Below are 22,466 nucleotides of genomic sequence, written 5' to 3'. Positions count from 1 at the left end.
AATAACAACCCCTTTTTTTCAGGTGTCGACTGTGAAACTTCAACCGCTACTGGCCCTGGGCCTGACGATTCTGGCCGCGTCCACTCAAGCCTTCGGCGGCGCCACACTCGATCGCGTTGAACAGAAAAAACAACTGGTCGGCGTGCTGATGGAAAGCTACCCACCCTTTTCGTTTCTCAATGAGCAGAATCAGCTCGACGGCTTCGACGTGGACGTCGCCAAAGCCGTTGCGGACAAGCTGGGGGTCAAGCTGCGCCTCGAAACACCATCCTGGGACGTGATCGCTGCCGGCCGCTGGAGCGGGCGCTATGACATCTGCATCTGCTCCATGACCCCGAGCAAGGCGCGCGCCGAAGTGTTCGATTTCCCGGTCGAGTACTACGCCTCGCCCGCCGTGATCGTGGTCAACGCCAAGGACGATCGCATCCACGGCGCCAAAGACTTGAGCGGCAAGAAAGTCGGCCTGACCAGCGCCTCCAGCTACGAAAGCTATCTGAACAAGAATCTGGTCATCGAAGGCGCAGAAGACACGCGCCTGGAGTACCCGTTCGAGGATGTGCAGATCGCCCCGTACGATACCGACAACGTCGCCTTCCAGGATCTGGGCCTGGGCGCCGGTGTGCGCCTGGACGCCATCCTCACCAATCTGGTGACCGCGCAGCCGCGCCTGAATCAGGATCAGCGTTTCAAACTGGCGGGCGCGCCGCTGTACTCGGAGCCGAACTCGGTGGCCATCGAAAAAGGTGATGCCGAGTGGGACGCCAAGGTGCGCGAGGTGTTTGCGCAACTCAAGCAGGACGGCACGCTGAGCAAGCTGTCGCAGAAATGGATCGGCGCCGATATCAGCCAATGACTGCCTTCCCGACACCTCCACAGCCGCCGCAACCGGTGGCTGAATCGCGCCTGCAACGGCTGCTTGGTTTCCGCACGCGCCTGTACCTGACCTGGGCGGCGATGTTCAGCCTGTTTGCCGGTTTTTTCCTCAGCTTCGACCTGAAGCTCTCGATCATCCTCGACAAGCTGCCGAATCTGCTCGGCGTGCACCTGGCGCCCAACGGCTTTCTGCAGGGCGCGGCACTGACCCTGTTTCTCTGCGCCTGCGCGATCGTCGCCTCGTCCTTGCTGGGCTTCGTCACCGCCCTCGCGCGCCTGTCGAAAAGCGCCGTGGCATTCGGGATCGCCAGTTTCTACACCTCGTTCTTTCGCGGCACGCCGCTGCTGATCCAGATCCTGTTGATCTACCTCGGCCTGCCGCAATTGGGCGTGGTGCCCGGTGCAGTGGTGGCCGGGATCATTGCCCTGTCACTTAACTACGGCGCCTACCTCAGCGAAATTTTCCGCGCCGGCATCCTCGGCGTGCCCTACGGCCAACGCGAAGCTTCGCTGGCGCTGGGCATGCGCGAGAGCGTGATCTTCTGGCGCATCACCCTGCCCCAGGCGATGCGCACGATCATCCCGCCGACCACCAACCAGTTCATCTCGATGCTCAAGGATTCGTCACTGATCTCGGTGATGGGCGTCTGGGAAGTGATGTTTCTGGCGCAGTCCTACGGACGCTCGAGCTACCGCTACATCGAGATGCTGACCACAGCGGCAATCATTTACTGGCTGATGTCGATCGGTCTGGAACTGATCCAGGCGCGCATGGAGCGGCATTACGGCAAGGCTTATGTGCGGCGTAGCTAGGGTAACCAGCACCTTGCGCCAGAGGCGGGTTTTAATTGATCTCTCGTCGGATCCGCACCACGCCCATTTTCAGTCCAAACGGACGAAACACCGCATTCAACGATTTCAATGTCTGATTGCCCTCGCCGTGCTCGATATGCACCAGCGTGCGAACCGATATTTTGCACATCCTGGCAAACTGGGTTTGATGCAGGCCGGTCACTTCCACACGTAGACGACGAACCGCTTCACCGATCTCCAGTGTCCCTTGTGCCAGCGCCTCTTGAATGTTTTCGATGAGCACCGTGCGTTCGGCTACTGTCATGCTCATTTCAGATCCCACTCTTTCAAACGTTGCTCCAGATTTTTCAGATGGATTCCCGGGTGGTTCATGGTTCTGTCGGGCAAACCGCTCGCCGTCAATATGTCGGGGAGCGCCGCCAGACGCTGGGCATCTTCACGCAAGCGTTCGAAAGGATCTGACGCGTCGGTCAAGCCTGCCAAAGGGTCTTTGGGATCGGTGATATCAGCCAATGCGCGGCACACTCCCCGCCAATCGACCTCTCCCGCCCTCTCCAGATCTTTTGGCCATTTGGTTGTCCGGGTCACACCCTCGTCATCCATGACCATCGGGGCCAAGTCATAAATCGGCGCCAGACGAAACGAACTTTCCTGCCGAATTATCGCGGTGTTACGACCATGGTTATCCGAGTTACCGAGGATCTTGTTGATCAGGTCCCGACGTAAGTAATCCGTCACAAGTTCGGGGATCTGACTGGCCTGCCCTGCTTTTCGCCAGAGCCCGGCGAGCATGCGGATGACATCCATATGGTTCATTGCACTTCCCGGCGCCGTTACTTCAGCCAGCGAGTAAATCGACTCGACAGCAAAACGACTGACTTCACCGTTCGTTACTTCTCGATCAAAGCGCTGCATCCACAAGCTCGGCTTACTCGCTTCTTCTAATGCCAAACCTTCTACCGCGATCGTTTCAATGCCGAGTTTCTGAAGCGCCTTGTAGTAATGGAACTCGCTGCGCAGGATATCTTGATCGACCAGACTTCCTTTGTTTCTGGCAAATTTTATAAACCAATGCTGCCTGACCTCTTGATCGCCCAATACCGCATCGGGGTACAAAAGGCCGGCCTTGTTTTCAGCCAACAATAGCTTCGGTGCTTCACCGCCTGCCCCTGTAGCACCACCAATTGCCGCGCCTTGCTCATAGGCATATTCCGGAAAGCGACTGTCGCGGTGAACAACATCCTCACGCTTGAATCCGATGGGCTCACGCTCATCGACAGCCTCGGCCGACTCTTTTATGCGCATATTGCCAATGGGGGCTGGAGTGCTCTGGCCGAGCAGATACAGATCGGCACCGATATGCGCCGGTTTCTCCTGCCCCAGACGCGCAAGCAGAAATCTTTTTGCCGCTCCTGCGGGGGCAATGTCATAGACAAATGCGGGCGTACTGGAGCGTCGCCCTTCCCAATCCAATGGATACAACGCACTGACGGCCTTGGAAAACGGAGAGCCTATGGCTTCAACATTTTCGACAAGGTATGGCGTCTCGTAGCCGAAACTGCAGCGACTTTCGAACCCCTTTTCAGGATTGTCGAACCTTAGAATCATTGCGTCGTGCCATTTTCCAGCACTGAATATCTGTAATGTCAGGTCGTACATGTCTCAACACCTGCATTTAATTGCATTTAAACAAGGGGTTTATTGCCCATAGATGCAATATAGTGCATTTCGACGGATGATGGGGCGTTGCAATATGCAACAAAATGCAGATACGACTGAGCTTAAGATCATCTGAACGCAAAATAATGCAGGTCATCCTCCGACTTCATTCTGTAAGAACCCCTCGATATACGGACGGCCCACTAATAACAAAAGGCCCTCCATCCATGCCTTTCTCGCCCTGCAGCGGCGAGATTGGCAGCAACAGCCGCAACCACGGGTTAATCGGGCAGTGGCAGATGAGTTTCTGATCATTACAAGCGGCTAATGGCAATCCGATTTGTAGGAAAAGACAACGCGACGGCACGACGCAATCCGCCAATTTTTGTCGAGCCGCTCTTTTCCGCAGATCAAACAGACGTAGCCCGCAGCACCGAGCGATCCGGCTGACATCGGTGCCTGCCGGCTCCAACTTAGAGTTTGGCCTCCTTCCACGAGAGGCTGAACTCGATGCCCGTTCAATTCCACTTTCGACCAAAACACCTGACACTGGCCATTACTCTGGCCATGGGATGTGCTGATCTGTCCATGGCTCAGGACACACCGCCCGACACTCAAGGCATCTCTCCCGCATCCCCTGCAACATTCAAATCAGCGATCAACGCTTTCGCCAATCATCCGGACACCGTTCAACTGAAGGTCAGCAAAGCCTATCCGGCACAGGAGGGTGTGGCGCTCGCGCTCGATGCGCGCAATGACCTTGTCACCGTGCAATCTCGAGGCAGTTTCGCCGGCCTGGTCGACGGGGGCGGGGGCGACAACCTGCTGCAACTCGACGCGAACAAGAAAGGCGTGCTGGGTGAAACCCGTAACTTCAATGGGCTGGAGGTCAGGCGCGGGAGCTGGACACGCAGCGGACCGGGAGATTTCAGCCTCGGCGTACTGGTTCATCCAAAGGCATTGCTGGTCAACGACGGGCAAATTCTGGGCTCGGCAGTGACCGAGGGCATCTTGATCAACAAAGGTGCGATCAATGGCGGCGCCACTGTCGCGTCTGGCGGTGACCTGACCAACCAGGGCCTGATTGACGGCATGGTGGATGTTCAGGAAAACGCCCATATAGCCGGGAATGGTGCGGTTAATCATTTGAACGTGTACGGACGCATGACCGTCGACGATGTCTACGGCGCCCCCAAGGTCGCGGGAGATCTGCGCCTGGCCCGTTCTGCCGTGCTGGCCTATGCCGTGGATGCTTCCGGCAACAGTCAGACGGTGGTCGTAAAAGGAACCGCTCATTTGGGTGACGCCACCCTGAAACTCGTCACCGCCGGCGACTACCCGCAAAGCAGTCAGCACACCGTTCTGGAAGCGGGAAAGATTGAGGGGCAGTTTGGCACCGTTGAAAACGATCTGGCATACATGATCCCGACGCTGCACTACGAAGCACAACGAGTGGGATTGCTCTATGCCCGTAACGATGTGCCGCTTGAAAGCCTTGCGACCACGCAGAATAGTCAGGCGCTCGCGCAAAGCATTGACGAGACACCCTCCACCCCTCAGCAACCTCAGCAACCTCAGCAACCTCAGCAACCTCAGCAACCTCAGCAACCTCAGCAACCTCAGCAACCTCAGCAACCTCAGCAACCTCAAGAGCCTGGGGCACCTCGCCAACCAGGCAAAACCATAAGCGCGGCCACACCTCAAAATACTGCCGTCACGGCCCTGCTCGGCGCCAGCAAGCCGACGGCCAGCGTGGCTCTCGAACAACTCGCCGCCAGCAACAACGCCAACCTTGCCAAAGCCACATTGAGCAGCGTCAATCCGCTCAACGCCAGCATGCTCTCGGCCATGCACCAACTGGACAACCGCATCGGAGCGCAGGGGTCGGGGAATACACCGCGTCTGGCGGCTGGCGGCGAAGGCAATGGGCGGGTCTGGCTACAGGCTCTGGGAAATGGCGGCAAGGTCGACCGGGACGCCGACAGTGCCCTGAAGCATTCCACTCAAGGTCTGATCATGGGGGCCGACTGGCGAATCGACGAGCAATGGCATGTCGGCCTGATGGGCGCAAAAGCGCAAACCCGCTTCGATGCGCGGCAGTTCGACGGTGATCTCGACAGCTGGCACCTCGGCGCCTACGCGCTGCGTCAGGACGGCCCGTTCGCCCTGCGCCTGGGCGCCGCGTACGGCAGTCATGACGGCAGTGGCAAACGTCGCGTTGCCTTCAATGGTTTCAGTGATCGCCTCAAGAGCAGCTATGACGCCAGCACCCAGCAGGTGTTTGCCGAAGTCGGCTACAACCTGGGACGTGGCAACGTCAGCTTCGAACCGTTCGCCAGTGTCGGTTATCAACGCTATCAGCGTGATGGTTACACCGAGAAAGGTGGCGATGCGGCGCTCAAGGTTCAGGGGCAGACCCGGGCGAACCCGAGCAGCACCGTCGGCCTGCGCCTGGCGAAAACCAGTCACCTGGCCAACGGCATGCAGTTGACGCCACGTCTCAGCGCCAGCGTGAAACATACCTACGGCGAGCTCGATAACGAAACGCGCCAGCAACTGGTCAAGGGTGGCAGAAGCTTTGAAGTCGCCGGGGCCGAGATGGATCGCAACAGCTTCACGCTGGACGCCGGTCTGGATCTGACCCTGTCCGCCCGTAACACTCTGGGCGTTGGGCTCACTGGCGAGGCCGGTAGCGACAGCCGCAGTTACGGCATGATGGGCCAGTGGCGCATGGCGTTCTGACACAAAGCGATGTGTAGCTGCCGCAGGCTCGGGCCTGCGGCAGCCCCTACAAAGAAGAGCATATTGCAGGCGAAAAAAAAGGGGAGCACATGCCCCCCCGAGGTTTAAAACGTTGAATCGCGGCAGTTATCTCAGCCTTCGATCTCGATCAGGATTTCGCCAGGATTCACCCGGTCGCCCTTGGCCACATGGATGGCGGTGACCTTGCCGGCAATCGCTGCCTGGACTTCGGTTTCCATCTTCATCGCTTCGGTGATCAGCACCGACTGGCCAGCCTTGACGGTGTCGCCTTCCTTCACCAGCACATCGACGATGTTGCCCGGCATGGTGGTGCTGACGTGGCCCGGTGCCGATGCTTGTTTGCGTTTGCTGCTGCCACCGCCGACAAATTCGTTGAGCGGTTCGAACACCACTTCTTCCGGCATGCCATCGATGGACAGGTAGAAGTGACGCTTGCCTTCGGCCTTCACGCCGACACCGGTGATGTCGACGCGGTAGGTTTCGCCGTGGACGTCGATGACAAACTCGGTCGGCACGCCTTCGCCGCCGGCCTTCGCCACACCACCGGCCTCAGGGATCGGCAACAGCACTTCCGGAACGAGAGTGCCGGCGGCACGCTCTTCGAGGAATTTGCGGCCGATGTCCGGGAACATGGCGAAAGTCAGCACGTCTTCTTCAGACTTGGCCAGTGCGCCAATGTCGGCACGCAGCTTGGTCATCTCCGGCTTGAGCAGATCGGCCGGACGTACGTCGATCACCTCTTCGCTGCCGATGGCCTGACGACGCAGTTTTTCGTTGACCACGCCCGGCGCCTTGCCGTAACCGCCCTGCAGGTACAGCTTCACTTCGTTGGTGATGGTCTTGTAACGCTCGCCGGCCAGCACGTTGAAGAACGCCTGGGTGCCGACGATCTGCGAAGTCGGGGTCACCAGTGGCGGGAAACCGAGGTCTTCACGCACCCGCGGGATTTCCGCCAGCACTTCGGCCATGCGGTTCAGTGCGCCCTGCTCTTTCAGCTGGTTGGCGAGGTTGGAGATCATCCCGCCCGGCACCTGGTTGACTTGCACACGGGTATCGACGGCGGTGAACTCGCTTTCGAACTGGTGGTACTTCTTGCGCACGGCGTAGAAGTACAGACCGATTTCCTGCAGCAGCTCCAGGTTCAGACCGGTGTCGTACTCGGTGCCTTTGAGCGCAGCAACCATCGACTCGGTGCCCGGATGACTGGTGCCCGAGGCGAAGCTGGAGATCGCGGTATCAATGTGATCGGCACCGTTTTCGATGGCTTTCAATTGGCACATCGCCGCCAGACCAGCCGTGTCATGCGAGTGGATGAACACTGGCAGCGATTGCTCGGCTTTCAGTGCGCGAACCAGTTCGCCGGTGGCGTACGGTGTCAGCAGACCGGCCATGTCCTTGATCGCCACCGAGTCGCAACCCATGGCTTCCATCTGCTTGGCTTGCGCCACAAACGCGTCGATGGTGTGCACCGGGCTGGTGGTATAGGCGATGGTGCCCTGAGCGTGTTTGCCGGCAGCCTTCACCGCTTCGATCGCTACGCGCAGGTTACGCACGTCGTTCATTGCGTCGAAGATACGGAACACGTCGATGCCGTTGACCGCTGCCTTGGCAACGAAAGCTTTGACCACGTCGTCGCTGTAGTGGCGATAGCCGAGCAGGTTCTGCCCACGCAGGAGCATCTGCAGACGGGTGTTGGGCAGCGCGGCGCGCAGTTGGCGCAGGCGCTCCCACGGGTCTTCTTTCAGAAAGCGCACGCAGGCGTCGAACGTCGCGCCGCCCCAGCACTCCAGCGACCAGTAGCCGACTTTGTCGAGCTTGTCGCAGATCGGCAGCATGTCTTCAGTGCGCATGCGGGTGGCGAGCAGCGATTGGTGAGCGTCGCGCAGGATGGTGTCGGTTACGAAAATTTTCTTGGACATTGTTGTATTCCTCACAGGCCTGCGTGGGCGGCGATGGCGGCGGCGATGGCCAGGGCCAGCTCTTCGGGTTTGCGCTTGATCGAGTAGTTGGTCAGTTCAGGGTGGCTTTCAACGAAGCTGGTATTGAACTGGCCGCTACGGAATTCCGGGTTGCGCAGGATTTCCTGGTAGTACGCGGCGGTGGTTTTCACGCCTTGCAGACGCATGTCGTCGAGGGCGCGCAGGCCCCGGTCCATCGCCTCTTCCCAGGTCAACGCCCAGACCACCAGCTTCAGGCACATCGAGTCGTAGAACGGCGGAATGGTGTACCCGGTGTAAATCGCTGTGTCGGTACGCACGCCCGGGCCGCCAGGGGCGTAGTAACGAGTGATCTTGCCGAAGCTCGGCAGGAAGTTGTTTTTCGGGTCTTCGGCGTTGATGCGGAACTGCAACGCGAAACCACGATGCTGAATGTCTTCCTGCTTCACCGACAGCGGCAGGCCGGAGGCGATGCGGATCTGTTCGCGGACGATATCGATCCCGGTGATTTCTTCGGTGATGGTGTGTTCCACCTGCACCCGGGTGTTCATCTCCATGAAGTACACCTCGCCCTCGGCGAGCAGGAACTCCACGGTGCCGGCGTTCTCGTAGCCCACAGCCTTGGCCGCACGCACCGACAGGTCGCCGATGTAGGCGCGCTGTTCCGGGGTCAGTTGCGGGCTCGGGGCGATTTCGATCAGCTTCTGGTTGCGGCGCTGGATCGAGCAGTCACGCTCGAACAAGTGCACGACGTTGCCGAAGCTGTCGCCGAGGATCTGCGCCTCGATGTGTTTCGGGTTAACGATGCATTTTTCCAGGAACACTTCCGCCGAACCGAAAGCCTTGGTCGCTTCGGAAATCACTCGGGGGAAATTCTGCTCGAGTTCTTCGCGGCTGTTGCAGCGACGAATGCCGCGCCCGCCACCACCGGAGGTGGCCTTGAGCATCACCGGGTAACCGATGCGGTCGCCCTCGGTCAGGGCTTCTTCGATGCCCGACACGTTGCCTTCGGTGCCCGGGGTGACCGGCACACCGGCCTTGATCATGCTGCGCCGGGCTTCGGTCTTGTCGCCCATGCGGCGAATGACTTCCGCCGACGGGCCAATGAATTTGATTCCGCGTTCGGCGCAGATGTCTGCCAGCTCAGCGTTTTCCGAAAGGAAGCCGTAACCGGGATGCAAGGCATCGCAACCGGTTTCCACCGCCAGGTTCACCAGCTTGCGCGGGTTGAGGTAGCCGGCCAGTGGCTCGGCACCGATGCTGTGGGCTTCGTCCGCACGCTTCACATGCAGGGCATGGCGATCGGCGTCGGAAAAAATCGCTACCGAGCGAATGCCCATCTCGGCGCAGGCCCGCACGATTCGTACGGCAATCTCACCACGGTTGGCGATCAGGATCTTTTTTATCACTTGGAAATTCCCTTGAGCCGGTGGCACCACGACCTGCTAGACCCAGGTCGACGCGTGACTAAATGTTTCAATTTAGTCGCAGCCCCACACTAGCCCTCACAAGGGATTAACAAAAATGAATAAAAATTGGGTCAGGCATAAGCAAAGACTTATAGTTAAACCATCAGCCTGCCGTCAGAGCCCATAAAAATGCGTAAGTCCTTGATGCGTATGACATTACGCCAATTGCAGATTTTCAACGAAGTGTGTGATTTACGTTCCTACAGCCGCGCAGCCGATGAAATGTCTCTGACACAACCGGCCGTCAGCCTACAGATTCGTCAGCTGGAAGAGCTGATCGGGCAACCATTATTCGATTATGTCGGCAAAAAACTCTACATGACCGAGGCCGCCGAAGCCCTGCAGCGTGCCAGCCGGGACATCTTCGGGCGCCTGGAAAACCTCGACATGCAGCTGTCGGACATGCAGGGCTCGCTGCAGGGCCAGTTGAAACTGGCCGTGGAATCCAGCGCCAAATACTTCGTGCCGCACCTGTTCGCCGCGTTCAAGCGCCAGCATCCGGAAGTGAACCTGCAACTGACCGTGGTCAACCGCGGTCAGGTGATCCGCCGCCTCTCGGACAACCGCGATGATCTGGTGATCATGTCGATGGTGCCGCAGGACATGGGCCTGGAGTTCCTGCCGTTTCTCAATAATCCGATTGTCGCTGTCGCGCGTCCGGACCATCCGTTGGCACACATGGGGCCGCTGCGCCTGCAGGATCTTGAGCCTTACACACTGCTGATCCGCGAACCCGGTTCGGGCACGCGACTGGCCTGTGAAGAGTATTTCAAGGAGAAACGCGTGCACTTCACCCAGACTCAGGAAGTGGCCTCGGCCGAAGCCCAGCGCGAATGCGTGGTGGCGGGTCTGGGCCTGGCGCTGTTGACGCGCCACGCCCTAAACCTGGAGCTGGCGACCGGCGGCCTGGTCGAGCTGCCGGTCGAAGAGTTGCCGCTGTTTCGCAGCTGGTGCCTGGTGCAAGCCAAGGCCAAACGCCTGTCACCGGTGGCGCACGCCTTCCTGGCGTTTATCCGCAGCGAACGGGTGCAGATCAGCGCGCTGGTTGAACGCTTCGACGGGAAGCTGCGGGCGCTGCCTGCCAGTGATTAAGTTCGAGTTCCTCGGGAAAACCACCGATTTCAGCCTGAAGCTGACGGAGTTCGAAGCGATCTTCGATCGCGCGACGGAATTCCATGCGGCGCTGGTCTTCCTGCTGACGACGGGTTTTCGCGGCGCTGTTGCGTTCTTCGTAGGGCTGAGCCATTTCGAGTCTCCCAAGGCGAGTACGGGAGTTTCACGATAGGCGGGAGGGATGACGGTTTGGCTGCGCGGGGATGACAGTGCGATGAAGCTTTGCAAATTGCGGTGCTATTGAGGACGCTTTCGCGAGCAAGCCCGCTCCCACATTTGATCTCGATATGACACAAAATCTGTGGTCACCAGAGATCCCCTGTGGGAGCGGGCTTGCTCGCGAATAAGGTCGGAACGACCTTGCTTTAATCGTCCAGCGCTTTCACGGCCTTGGGGGATAGCCGCAAGCTGCGCAGGCTGCGCTTCACGCTCTTCAGGTGGTTGACCAGACTCGGCCCGCGCGCCATGGCCACGCCCATCGCCAGCACGTCGATTACCACCAGATGCGCGATTCGCGAGGTCAGTGGCGTATAAATCTCGGTGTCTTCGTGCACATCGATCGCCAGGTTGACGGTCGACAGCTCAGCCAGCGGTGTCTGGCTCGGGCACAAGGTGATCAGCGACGCGCCGCTCTCGCGCACCAGGTTGGCGGTGATCAGCAGATCCTTGGAGCGCCCGGACTGGGAAATGCAGATCGCCACATCGGTCGGCTTCAACGTCACCGCCGACATCGCCTGCATGTGCGGGTCGGAATACGCCGCCGCCGTCAGCAGCAGACGGAAGAACTTGTGCTGCGCATCCGCCGCCACCGCGCCTGACGCACCAAAGCCATAGAACTCGACACGCTGGGCCTGGGACATCAACGTCACCGCACGCTGCAATTCCACCGGATCGAGCTTCTCGCGAACCTCCATCAGAGTGTGCAGGGTAGTGTCGAAAATTTTCAGGCTGTAGTCGGCGACCGAGTCGTCCTCATGGATCGCGAACTGACCGAAGCTGGCACCAGCGGCCAGGCTTTGCGCCAGTTTCAGCTTGAGATCCTGAAACCCGGAGCAGCCAATGGCCCGGCAGAAACGCACAATGGTCGGCTCGCTGATGCCGACGCTGTGGGCCAGGTCGGCCATGGAACTGTGCATCACCGCCGCAGGGTCAAGCAGCACGTGGTCGGCGACCTTGAGCTCCGACTTGCGTAACAGGTGACGTGACTGGGCGATGTGTTGCAGCAGATTCAATGGGCTGGACTCTTCTTATGGGCAAGGATGTAGCACGCTTGTAGTTATACTACATGAATTGGCTTTTTGCCTGCTCAATGCGTAACTCCATGTCCCCGTATCAGGCGCGATGGAGTGCATGTAGCCCTTAAAGCGGATTTCCCTGTTCGCGCAAAAGCCCAGCCAGACGCTCAGCCTCCACCGGGCGACTGATCAGATACCCCTGCACTTCATCGCAGCGCTCAGCACGTAAAAATTCCAGCTGCTCTTGCCGCTCGACTCCTTCGGCCACCACTTTCAACGACAGTCCGTGAGCCATGGCGATGATCGCCCGGGTAATCGCCGCATCCTCACTGCCCTGCCCCAGCCCGCGAATGAACGCCTGATCGATCTTCACGTAATCCACCGGAATCCGTTTGAGATAGCTCAGCGACGAATAGCCGGTGCCGAAGTCATCGATCGCCAGCTTCACTCCCAAATCGCGCAACTGCTGGAAGGTCGCGATGATGTGTTCGACGCTGTCGAGCAGTTGACTCTCGGTGAGTTCGAGTTCGAGGTAGTGCGGGGCCAGACCGGTTTCTTCCAGCACCTGGCGCACCAGACTGACCAGTTTGCCCTGACGCAGTTGATGCACCGACAGGTTCACCGAAACCCGAATCGGCGCCAGCCCCTGACGCTGCCACTCGCACGCCTGCCAGCAGGCCTGGCGCAGCACAAATTCGCCGATCGGCCCGATCAGTCCGGTTTCCTCGGCCAGACCAATAAAATCCCCCGGCGGTACCCGGCCCATGCCTGGATGATCCCAGCGCACCAGCGCTTCCGCCGCATTCAGACGCCCGGTCTGCAGGCACAGTTTTGGCTGATAGAACACCTTGAGCTGTTTGTCTTCGATGGCTTTGCGCAGCTGGTTTTCCAGTTGCAGGCGCTCAAGGGTGCTGGCCTGCAGGCTATCGGTGTAAAACTGGAAATTGTTGCCGCCTAGATGCTTGGCGTGTTGCATGGCCATGTTCGACTGACTGACCAGCGCAGAGATTTCCCGGGCGTTGTCCGGCAGCATGCTGATGCCCATCGAGGCACTGACCACCAGTTCATGCCCTTCGACCGTCAGCGGCAGACGCAGCTTGCTCGACAGCCGCGTAGCGACCCGCGCCAGGCTCGACAGGTTGCCGTAGGCATCGAACAGCACGGCAAATTCATCACCGGATAGTCGGGCAATGGTGTCGGCCTCCGGCAAGGCGTTGACCAGGCGTCGAGCCATTTTCTGCAACAGCTGATCCGCCACCTCGTGGCCGAGGCTGTCGTTGAGCAGCTTGAAGCGATCGAGATTGATGTGCAGCAGCGCCAGACTGCGGCGCCCGCCCTGACGCACGCGCTGATGGGCTTCGTGCAGGCGTTCGCGGAACAGCGAGCGGTTGGCCAGCCCGGTCAGCTCATCGTAGTGCGTCAGGAAGCGCATGCGCTCCTCGGATTCGCGCCGCGCCGATAGATCGGCGAAGAAGCCGACGATATGGCTGACATTTCCTCGACTGTCGCGCACCGCGTTGAGTTGCAGCCACTGCGGATACAGCTCGCCGTTCTTGCGGGTTTCCACCAGTTCGCCCTGCCAACTGCCGTGCTGCTCCAACGCGTGGCGGATCGAAACGTAATGCCGGCGGGCGTCGCGGCTGCACGGCAGCTCGACGACATTGCGCCCGAGCATGTCTTCGATGTCATAACCGGTGACGCGGCTGAACGCCTGATTGATCGCGATCAAGGCGTAGTTCGGATCAAGAATGACGATGCCTTCGCTGGCCGCTTCGAACACCGTGGCCGCCAGTCGCTGCTGTTCTTCGAGGCTTTTGCTCGCGCTGATGTCGCGCCGGGTGCCGACCATGCGGATCACCCGGCCAGCGTCGCTGCGCTCCACGGCGCGACCGCGATCCTCGATCCACACCCAATGACCGTCGCCGTGACGTACGCGGTATTCGATCTGATAGTCCTCGGTGCGCCCTTTCAGGTGTTCGATCAGCGCCTGCTTGAGCCCTGGCACATCCTCCGGGTGCAGGCGTGGCTTGAGGTCGCGCAGGATCGCCGTGACGTATTCAGGCGCGAGGCCGAACAACTCCTGGATCTGCGTGTGATGGACCTCGTCGGTCTGCAGATTCCAGTCCCACAGCCCCAGTTCACTGGCCTTCAACGCCAGGGCCAGCCGGGCTTCGCTTTTGCTCAGCGCCTGATTGGCCACGTCCAGTTCGCGGCTGCGCTGGGCCACGCGATCTTCCAGCTCGATCTGCGCCTCACGCAATTGGCCCTCGGCACAGCGCCGCTGTTCGATCTCCTTGGCCAGCGCCTGATTGAGCTGCTCGCTGCGGTTCTGCGCTTGCTGCAGGTGTTCGATCAGGTGCTGATTCTGAAACCGTCGCAGCAAGCCACGATCAATCAGCCGATTGACCTGCCAGGCGACCACGCTCAGCGAACCGAGCAGAATCAGCCCGAGCCAGCCCCAACCGCGCGCCTGCTCATCACCGCCCCAGAACAGGTAGCCGATCGCCGGCAACAGGCACGGCAAGGTAAAGGACAGAAACGCCGGCAGGCTGACGGCGTAGGCAACGCTGGCCGACAAGGTCGCGGCACCGATCAGGCCGAACACCCAGGCTTGCTGCATGAAGTTGTCGGCGGGCACCAGCGCGATGCCGGCGCCGGCCAGGGTCAGGCCGGTCATGGTCGAGCCGAGCAGAAACATGCGGAACCAGATCGGCTGAGCCTGACGGTCCGGGATCGCCGAATCGAACGCGGCGACCTGAATCACCCGCAGTGCCACCAGCGACAACAACCAGACCAGCCAGATGCTGACCACGAAATAGCGCTGCGGGCTCCAGAGCAAAGCGGCGCAGACCAGACCATTGAGTAACATGAACATCGTCGGCAGCAGCGAGCCCTGATACAGCAGGCGCGTGCGTTCGACCGCCATTTCGACGGCGTAATGCTTGCGGATGACCCGGGGTTCCACAGAGGGGCCCGACAGGTCTGAGCTGAGGGTCTTGTGCAATGTTGTTGTTCTTATAAGAGTGAGCATGGGCCCGAAACGTGGACGGAGCATACACAAGCCAACCCCGTTGCCAAACTGCTCCAGATCATAATTTGCCGGAAACTTTCCGCCGTCCGATCACTGGCAAAACCCGCAGAGTGAGGCGGGCCGAAGCCTGTAGCCAGTGACCGACCGGTCGTCATCGGCGGCACTTTCATCGGCTAATGCAAAGCTCGGTTTGCCCGGGCCTGCGGCGCACCCTAGAATGCCCCGATGCGCGATGATCTCTCCCTTCTGCTGAACTCCCTCAACGATGCCCAACGCCAGGCCGTAGCAGCCCCCGTTGGCCGTCAGTTGGTCCTGGCCGGTGCCGGTTCCGGTAAAACCCGAGTGCTGGTGCACCGTATCGCCTGGTTGATCCAGGTCGAAAACGCCTCGCCCCACTCCATTCTGTCGGTGACCTTCACCAACAAGGCCGCTGCCGAGATGCGTCATCGCATCGAACAGTTGCTGGGTATCAACCCGGCCGGCATGTGGGTCGGCACCTTCCACGGCCTGGCGCACCGCTTGCTGCGGGCGCACTGGCAGGAAGCCGGGTTGAGCCAGACTTTCCAGATTCTCGACAGCGACGACCAGCAGCGGCTGGTCAAGCGGGTGATCCGCGAGCTGGGACTGGACGAACAACGCTGGCCAGCCCGTCAGGCCCAGTGGTTCATCAACGGGCAGAAAGACGAAGGTCTGCGTCCGCAACACATTCAGGCCAGCGGCGACTTGTACCTGGCGACCATGCGCGGCATCTATGAGGCCTACGAGGCGGCCTGCCAGCGCGCCGGCGTGATCGACTTCTCCGAACTGCTGCTGCGCGCCCTCGACCTGTGGCGCGATCACCCGGGCCTGCTGGCGCACTATCAGAAGCGCTTCCGTCATATCCTCGTCGACGAGTTCCAGGACACCAACGCCGTGCAGTACGCCTGGTTGCGCCTGCTCGGCAAGGGCGGCGACAGCCTGATGGTGGTCGGCGACGACGACCAGTCGATCTACGGCTGGCGCGGGGCGAAAATCGAGAACATTCATCAGTACTCGTCCGACTTCCCGGATTCGGTGACCATTCGTCTGGAGCAGAACTACCGCTCCACCGCCGGCATCCTCAAGGCGGCCAACGCCTTGATCGCCAACAACACCGGGCGCCTCGGCAAAGAACTGTGGACCGACGGCGGTGACGGTGAAGCAATCAACCTGTATGCCGCGTTCAACGAACACGACGAAGCACGCTACGTTGTCGAAACCATCGAAAGCGCGCTGAAAACCGGCTTGGCCCGTAGCGATATCGCAATTCTCTACCGCTCCAACGCCCAATCGCGCGTTCTCGAAGAAGCCTTGCTGCGCGAACGCATTCCGTACCGCATCTATGGCGGCCAGCGCTTCTTCGAACGCGCGGAAATCAAGAACGCCATGGCCTACCTGCGTTTACTTGAAGGCCGTGGCAACGACGCCGCACTGGAGCGGGTGATCAACGTCCCGGCCCGCGGCATTGGCGAAAAAACCGTCGAAGCGATCCGCGACCATGCACGTCACAGCGATGTGTCGATGTGGGAAGCGATGCGCCAACTGGTCGCCAATAAAGGCCTGACCGGTCGCGCTGCCGGCGCCTTGGGTGCGTTTATCGAGCTGATCGAGAACCTTGCCGCCAAGTGCATGGAGATGCCGCTGCACTTGATGACGCAGACCGTCATCGAGCAATCGGGGCTGATCGCCTATCACGAAGCGGAAAAAGGCGAGAAAGGCCAGGCCCGGGTGGAAAACCTTGAGGAACTGGTCAGCGCCGCGCGCAACTTCGAAACCACCGAAGAAGACGAAGAGCTGACGCCACTGGCGGCATTCCTCGGCCACGCGTCGCTGGAAGCCGGCGACACTCAAGCCGACGAGCACGAAGACAGCATTCAGCTGATGACTCTGCACAGCGCCAAAGGCCTGGAATTCCCTTACGTGTTCCTGGTGGGCATGGAAGAAGGCCTGTTCCCGCACAAGATGAGCCTGGAAGAACCGGGTCGTCTGGAAGAAGAGCGCCGCCTGGCCTATGTGGGCATCACCCGTGCCATGCAGAATCTGGTGATGACCTATGCTGAAACCCGGCGCCTGTACGGCAGCGAAACCTACAACAAAGTCTCGCGTTTCGTCCGTGAAGTGCCGAAGGGGCTGATTCAGGAAGTGCGCCTGTCGAACAGTGTCAGCCGACCGTTCGGCGGCAACCAGTCGATGAGCGGCAGCAACCTGTTCAGCGGTAGCGAGATCCCGGAAACCGGCTTCAGCCTCGGTCAGACGGTACGACATTCGATCTTCGGCGACGGCGTGATCCTCAACTTCGAAGGTTCCGGCGCGCAGGCGCGGGTGCAGGTGAACTTCAGCGAAGGCAGCAAGTGGCTGATGCTGGGATACGCCAAGCTGGAAGCGATCTGACGCCGGTTTCGCTTTTCCGTGGGAGCGAGCCTGCTCGCGAATGACATCACCGTGGTTGATCTGATAAACCGCAGTGTGGCTTTCGCGAGCAGGCTCGCTCCCACAGGGGTCGGCGTTGGATGATCTAACAAGGATATTTCCATGGGCTCAGGCTTCTTCTCTTCCTGGACATTCTGGGCCCTGCTCTCGGCGACTTTCGCCGCGCTGACGGCGATCTTCGCCAAGATCGGCATCGAAAACGTCAATTCCGACTTCGCCACCCTGCTGCGCACCATCGTGGTCCTGGTCAGCCTGGCCTTGATTTTGTACGCGACGGGCCAATATCAGTCATTGGGATCAATTTCCGCCAAGAGCTACTTGTTCCTGCTGTTATCTGGCCTGGGTACCGGCGCATCGTGGCTGTGTTACTTCCGCGCGCTGAAAGTCGGCCCGGCTTCGCTGGTCGCGCCAGTGGACAAGCTCAGCGTGGTACTAGTGGCGGTGCTCGGCGTGATCCTGCTGGGCGAGAAACTCGACCTGCGCCAATGGGGCGGCATCGGCCTGATCACCGCCGGTGTGGTAACGCTGGCGTTGCGTCGATAAGCAGGTTTCCCGCTGAACCTATCCCATTTTCCTACAGACAAAAGTACATGGCCTTATTGCTTCGATGGAGCTGAACCTAAGCTGTCAGGCAAAAGCCCGAAACACTCTCTCGCTAGCCAGTAACACTTCAGCTGTGCAACATGGCGCGCGTGTCTCCACAAACGGGAATTCCCTTTATGAAACGTTTTCTTAGCATCGCCATGGCGTTGTGCATCGGCCTGACGATGAGCCTCGACGCCAACGCCAAGCGCTTTGGTGGTGGCAAAAGCGCCGGCGCTGCGCCGACGCACCAGACCAGCCAGATGGCTCCTTCTTCCCCAGGCATGGGCGGCGCAGCAGCGACCGCTGGTGCAGCCGGCGCTGCCGGTGCCGCGGCCAAGGCTGGCGGCGCTTCTAAATGGCTCGGCCCTCTGGCCGGTATCGCCGCCGGTGGCCTGCTCGCGTCCATGTTCATGGGCGGCGGCTTCCAGGGCATGCAGATCTTCGACATCCTGATCATGGCCGTGATCGCGTTCGTGATCTTCCGCTTCATCGCCGCGCGTCGACGCAAGCAGCAGGAGCACCTGGCTCCGGCCGGCGCGCCGATGCAGCGTGAAGTGTTCGAGCAGAAGCCTGCCGCCATGGGTTCGATCTTCGGTGGTTCGGCCGCGCCGGTTGCCGCTCGTCCGGTGATCAACGCACCGGCCTGGTTCAACGAGCAGAACTTCCTTGCCGCCGCGCGCAGCCACTTCCAGTCGCTGCAGCAGCACTGGGACGCCAACGAAATGGACAAGATCGCCGAGTTCGTGACCCCGCAGATGCTCGAGTTCCTCAAGCGTGAGCGTGCGGACCTGGGCGACGGCTTCCAGTCGACCTACATCGACAACTTGCAGGTACAGCTGGACGGCGTGGATGATCGTGCCGACAAGACCATCGCCACCCTGACCTTCAGCGGTGTGTCGAAGACCTCGCGTTTCGACCAGGGCGAAGTGTTCAGCGAAAGCTGGAACATGGAACGTCCACAGGGCGAAAACCAGCCTTGGCTGGTGGCCGGTATCCGCCAGAACGGCTGATCCCCATCGCGTTACGCATGTGGTAATAAAAACCCCGGCCTCGGCCGGGGTTTTCTATTTCGCAGTTGCATCTATAGCGAGCTACTGTATAAACCGGCCCATATAAACCGCGCCATTCAAGCAAGAGGATCCCGGACGTGGAAGAAATCATCGAACAACTGCGCGAAGCCAACGAACCCGTACCGGTTCCCCTGGAGTTGCCCGACGAAGACCAACTGGTGGAGATCGAAGAAGAACTCTTCATCAACATCCCGTTCGTCTTCAAAGAGTTTCTGCTGACCGTCAGCGACGTGGTGTACGGCAGCCTCGAGCCGGTGACCGTCACCGACCCGCAATCACACACCTACTTGCCGGATGTCGCGGCCAATGCCTGGGACGCTGGCGTACCGCGCGACCTGATCCCGATCTGCCAGGACGGCGACAACTACTACTGCGTCGAAGAAGACGGCACCGTGGTGCTGTGGTCCGGCGAAGAAGAGCTGATCACCGAAGAGTCCTGGGAATCGGTGTGGCATTGGGCGCGGGATGTCTGGCTGGAGAGCTGATTCGCCAGACGCCCGGGTCGGTCAGTGCCCCGACGACTCCTTGTGGTTGTCGAGGGTTTCCAGCAGGGCCACCTGCATCCGCGTGTGCACGCGGATGAACCAGCGCCAGAGCAGCGCCGCCACGGCGGCCGCGACCACGGCGACCAGCACCAGCAACTTGTTGGTCGGCAGGATACTGGCCGACAAGGCTGCCAACAGCAGGAAGATCACCAGCAGCGAGAGGATCGGGATCACTTCGGAGATCACCCGACGCACTCGCTGCGTGTGACGCCCGGCCATCTCCGGCTTCACACCCATCTCCGCCAACAGCATCGACAACGCCTTGAGCTTGCGATACGCCGCAATCAGGAACGGCAGCGACAGCAGCAGCGCCCCGCCCCAGATCAACGCCTTCTGCCAGCTCGGATCAGTGATCCAGTCCTGCATCCACACCGACAACCGTCCGGCGAAGAACGCGCCGCTGAAGAAGATCGCGATCACCAGCGCCAGATTGACCCCGACCTGCAACAGGATCCGCCGGATCATCGCCGCCAGCATCGCGCCCTCGCCTTGCGGCTGAATGCTGCGCAGCCATTCTCCATACATGCCGAATACCCGGCCCAGGCGTTTGGGCACCGCTGCCGAGAGCTTGATCGACAGCGGATCGGCCGCGCGGATCAGATACGGCGTCAGCAGCGTGGTGATCACCGACACCGCCACCGCAACGGGATAAAGGAAGTTGCTGGTGACCTGCAGCGTCATCCCGAGCGCGGCGATGATGAAGGAAAATTCGCCAATCTGTGACAGCCCCATCCCCACACGCAGTGAGGTGCGTCCGTCATTGCCGGCGATAAACGCCCCGAGGCCGCAGGACAACATCTTGCCGAGCACCACCGCCACGGTAATGACTGCAATCGGCCAGGCGTATTGCAGCAGGATCATCGGATCGAGCATCAGGCCGATGGCGACGAAGAAGATTGCACTGAACAGGTCGCGAACCGGTTCGATCAGGCGTTCGATCTTCAGCAACTGTCGCGACTCGGCCATGATCGCGCCGATCAGGAAGGCGCCGAGCACCATGCTGTATTCGAGCTTGACCACCAATAGGCAGAAACCGAAACACAAGCCCAGCACGGTAATCAGCAGCATCTCGTTGCTTTCGAATTTGGCGACATACGCCAGCAGACGCGGCACCAGCAGAATGCCGACCACCAGCGCGACGATCATGAACAGCGACAGTTTGCCGACCGTGGAGAACACTTCGCCGGAGCTGACCGTGCCGCTGACGGCGATACTCGACAGTAAGGCGATGATGCCGATGCCGAGGATGTCCTCGACGATCAGTACGCCGAAGATCAGTTGCGCAAAGCGCTCGTTCTTCATCTTCAGGTCGTTGAGCGCCTTGACGATGATGGTGGTTGAGGAGATGGCGAGGATTGCGCCGAGGAACAGCGAGTCCATGGTGTTCCAGTCGAACCAGCGGCCGATTTCGTAGCCGATCCAGATCATCAGGACGATTTCGAGGAACGCCGCAATAAACGCCGTGGCCCCGACCTTGAACAACTTGCGCAGGCTAAATTCCAGGCCGAGACAGAACATCAGGAAGATCACCCCCAGTTCGGCGAGGGTCTTGATGGTTTCTTCGTCGTGGATCAGGCCGAACGGCGGTGTGTGCGGGCCAATGATGAAACCGGCGACGATGTAGCCGAGCACCACCGGCTGCTTGAAGCGGTGAAACAGCACGGTGACCACACCTGCGACCAACATGATCACTGCCAGGTCCTGAATAAAGCTGATGGCATGCATGGTGTGGGCTCCTTGTATGACGTGACCCGCCGTCAGACATCAGAAAGGTCTGAGCGAGTTGGGTAAAAATCCGCTTTTCGTGTAGGAATTGCCCTTGGGCAGGGCCTTTTGCAGGTTAACACCGCGACTTCCGGCTGGAAGGCGGTGCAATATAAGGAAACAGATCGGTCGCGGCGTGACGGCAGCCAGTCGTCTGGCGTCCCGATAACGGTGCTTTTGAAAAAGCCACCAGGCACCCGCAGAGGTGCGTCCAGCCATCCAGCCTTGATCCGTGAGAACGTTATGGAACCCGGAAACGCCCAACTGTCGATGACGGTATTGATGACCCCCGACATGGCCAACTTCTCTGGCAATGTCCACGGCGGTACCCTGCTCAAATACCTCGACGAAGTGGCCTACGCCTGTGCGAGCCGCTATGCCGGCCGCTACGTGGTAACGCTGTCGGTGGATCAGGTGATTTTCCGCGAGCCGATCCATGTCGGCGAACTGGTGACCTTCCTCGCGTCGGTCAACTACACCGGCAACACCTCGATGGAAGTCGGCATCAAAGTGGTGACCGAGAACATCCGCGAGCGCTCGGTGCGTCACACCAACAGCTGCTTCTTCACCATGGTCGCGGTGGATGACCAGCGCAAACCGGCCACCGTGCCGCCGCTGCAACCGCAGAACAGCGAAGACAAGCGTCGTTATATGCAGGCCCAGCAGCGCCGGCAGATTCGCCAGGAGCTGGAGAAGCGTTATCAGGAGATCAAGGGCGACGCCTGATCAGCCCTTTGGCATGATGTCGCTTTACAGATCGCCTTCGCGAGCAAGCCCGCTCCCACATTGAATCGCAGTCCTCCCATGGGAATGCAGTCGAACGTGGGAGCAACTGTCTTACTGCCACCGTTCGTCACCGCCACTCTGTGCCGTCTCGCAGCATGGCATTCAGTCTGATCAGCAGTATTCGCATACAGGCGATGAGCGCGACTTTCGCGCTCTTGCCCCGTTCTCTTAAGGATTCATAACGGGCCTTGAAGTCGGCCTGGCAACGGATAACGACCCAGCACGACATGTAAAGCGCACGTCTGACGCGCGCTCTCCCTCCGTAAATCTGACGCTTTCCGCTGTGATTACCGCTGTCGTCGTTATAGGGGGCGATTCCCGCCAAGGCGGCGATCTCCCTGCGATCCAGCTCGCCGAGTTCGGGTAGATAAACCA

18 protein-coding genes are annotated in these 22,466 nt (G+C 60.0%); 9 read left to right on the top strand and 9 right to left on the bottom strand.

Features of this window, described 5'->3' with window-relative positions; translation table 11 throughout:
* Positions 1-31 precede the first annotated feature (31 nt).
* Entirely contained in the window at positions 32-853 is an 822-nt protein-coding gene (locus CRO59_RS19980; RefSeq protein ID WP_027610350.1) for an ABC transporter substrate-binding protein, read from the top strand.
* Positions 850-1,686 (top strand): amino acid ABC transporter permease, encoded by an 837-nt coding sequence (locus tag CRO59_RS19975; protein ID WP_027610349.1) that lies wholly within the window; start codon positions 850-852, stop codon positions 1,684-1,686. The genes CRO59_RS19980 and CRO59_RS19975 overlap by 4 nt, the downstream gene beginning before the upstream one ends.
* Positions 1,687-1,717: 31 nt before the next feature.
* Here the strand turns inward: CRO59_RS19975 and CRO59_RS19970 are convergent, their stop codons facing one another.
* Positions 1,718-1,996: a helix-turn-helix domain-containing protein gene (locus CRO59_RS19970; RefSeq protein WP_027610348.1), complete on the bottom strand. Its 279-nt coding sequence runs from the start codon at positions 1,994-1,996 to the stop codon at positions 1,718-1,720.
* Complete coding sequence (locus CRO59_RS19965; RefSeq protein ID WP_097089430.1) at positions 1,993-3,345, bottom strand: HipA domain-containing protein; 1,353 nt, start codon at positions 3,343-3,345, stop codon at positions 1,993-1,995. Before CRO59_RS19965 ends, CRO59_RS19970 begins: the two co-directional genes overlap by 4 nt.
* Positions 3,346-3,855: 510 nt before the next feature.
* Here CRO59_RS19965 and CRO59_RS19960 point away from each other — a divergent pair.
* Positions 3,856-6,087, top strand: a complete 2,232-nt coding sequence (locus tag CRO59_RS19960) for an autotransporter outer membrane beta-barrel domain-containing protein (protein WP_097089428.1) — start codon at positions 3,856-3,858, stop codon at positions 6,085-6,087.
* A 131-nt stretch (positions 6,088-6,218) separates the two neighbouring features.
* Here the strand turns inward: CRO59_RS19960 and oadA are convergent, their stop codons facing one another.
* A complete protein-coding gene (gene oadA / locus CRO59_RS19955) occupies positions 6,219-8,027 on the bottom strand; it encodes a sodium-extruding oxaloacetate decarboxylase subunit alpha (RefSeq protein ID WP_097089427.1) in 1,809 nt (602 codons plus the stop codon).
* 11 nt (positions 8,028-8,038) lie between these two features.
* The gene (locus tag CRO59_RS19950; RefSeq protein WP_027610345.1) at positions 8,039-9,454 is read right to left on the bottom strand and encodes an acetyl-CoA carboxylase biotin carboxylase subunit; all 1,416 of its coding nucleotides are present in this window, start codon (positions 9,452-9,454) and stop codon (positions 8,039-8,041) included.
* A gap of 189 nt (positions 9,455-9,643) precedes the next feature.
* Here CRO59_RS19950 and CRO59_RS19945 point away from each other — a divergent pair, with 189 nt between their 5' ends.
* Positions 9,644-10,606 carry a LysR family transcriptional regulator gene (locus CRO59_RS19945; protein ID WP_097089426.1) on the top strand — a complete coding sequence of 321 codons (963 nt, stop codon included), beginning with the start codon at positions 9,644-9,646 and terminating at the stop codon, positions 10,604-10,606.
* Here the strand turns inward: CRO59_RS19945 and CRO59_RS29010 are convergent.
* The 3 genes from CRO59_RS29010 to CRO59_RS19925 all read right to left on the bottom strand — a co-directional run bounded on the left by CRO59_RS29010 (position 10,548) and on the right by CRO59_RS19925 (position 14,917).
* Positions 10,548-10,760: a PA3496 family putative envelope integrity protein gene (locus CRO59_RS29010; protein ID WP_095137820.1), complete on the bottom strand. Its 213-nt coding sequence runs from the start codon at positions 10,758-10,760 to the stop codon at positions 10,548-10,550. The two genes, CRO59_RS19945 and CRO59_RS29010, sit on opposite strands and share 59 nt — an antisense overlap.
* A gap of 232 nt (positions 10,761-10,992) precedes the next feature.
* Complete coding sequence (gene hexR, locus CRO59_RS19930; RefSeq protein ID WP_007962240.1) at positions 10,993-11,859, bottom strand: transcriptional regulator HexR; 867 nt, start codon at positions 11,857-11,859, stop codon at positions 10,993-10,995.
* Between the two features lie 127 nt (positions 11,860-11,986).
* Positions 11,987-14,917 (bottom strand): GGDEF domain-containing phosphodiesterase, encoded by a 2,931-nt coding sequence (locus tag CRO59_RS19925; RefSeq protein WP_177409022.1) that lies wholly within the window; start codon positions 14,915-14,917, stop codon positions 11,987-11,989.
* A gap of 201 nt (positions 14,918-15,118) precedes the next feature.
* Between CRO59_RS19925 and uvrD the strand changes: the two genes are divergently transcribed.
* From uvrD to CRO59_RS19905, 4 genes are all read left to right on the top strand, one after another.
* Positions 15,119-17,302, top strand: a complete 2,184-nt coding sequence (gene uvrD / locus CRO59_RS19920; RefSeq protein WP_097089423.1) for a DNA helicase II — start codon at positions 15,119-15,121, stop codon at positions 17,300-17,302.
* Between the two features lie 141 nt (positions 17,303-17,443).
* Entirely contained in the window at positions 17,444-17,884 is a 441-nt protein-coding gene (locus CRO59_RS19915; protein WP_097089421.1) for an EamA family transporter, read from the top strand.
* A gap of 176 nt (positions 17,885-18,060) precedes the next feature.
* On the top strand, positions 18,061-18,936 hold the full coding sequence (locus tag CRO59_RS19910; protein WP_064589882.1) for a Tim44 domain-containing protein: 876 nt from the start codon (positions 18,061-18,063) through the stop codon (positions 18,934-18,936).
* A 137-nt stretch (positions 18,937-19,073) separates the two neighbouring features.
* Complete coding sequence (locus tag CRO59_RS19905; protein WP_024164487.1) at positions 19,074-19,481, top strand: SMI1/KNR4 family protein; 408 nt, start codon at positions 19,074-19,076, stop codon at positions 19,479-19,481.
* A gap of 21 nt (positions 19,482-19,502) precedes the next feature.
* Here the strand turns inward: CRO59_RS19905 and CRO59_RS19900 are convergent, their stop codons facing one another.
* Entirely contained in the window at positions 19,503-21,266 is a 1,764-nt protein-coding gene (locus tag CRO59_RS19900) for a cation:proton antiporter (protein WP_097089419.1), read from the bottom strand.
* Positions 21,267-21,548: 282 nt separating this feature from the next.
* Between CRO59_RS19900 and CRO59_RS19895 the strand changes: the two genes are divergently transcribed.
* On the top strand, positions 21,549-22,031 hold the full coding sequence (locus tag CRO59_RS19895; RefSeq protein WP_097089417.1) for an acyl-CoA thioesterase: 483 nt from the start codon (positions 21,549-21,551) through the stop codon (positions 22,029-22,031).
* Between the two features lie 127 nt (positions 22,032-22,158).
* Here the strand turns inward: CRO59_RS19895 and CRO59_RS19890 are convergent.
* Positions 22,159-22,466, bottom strand: a 308-nt coding sequence (locus tag CRO59_RS19890) for a transposase (protein WP_143503110.1), incomplete at its 5' end; no start/stop codon positions are given.

This window comes from Pseudomonas sp. LAMO17WK12:I5 (assembly GCF_900215165.1).
Lineage (GTDB): Bacteria > Pseudomonadota > Gammaproteobacteria > Pseudomonadales > Pseudomonadaceae > Aquipseudomonas > Aquipseudomonas putida_A.
The sequence above is the reverse complement of the archived record's forward strand: the minus strand, read 5'-3'. Positions and strand labels throughout refer to the sequence as shown.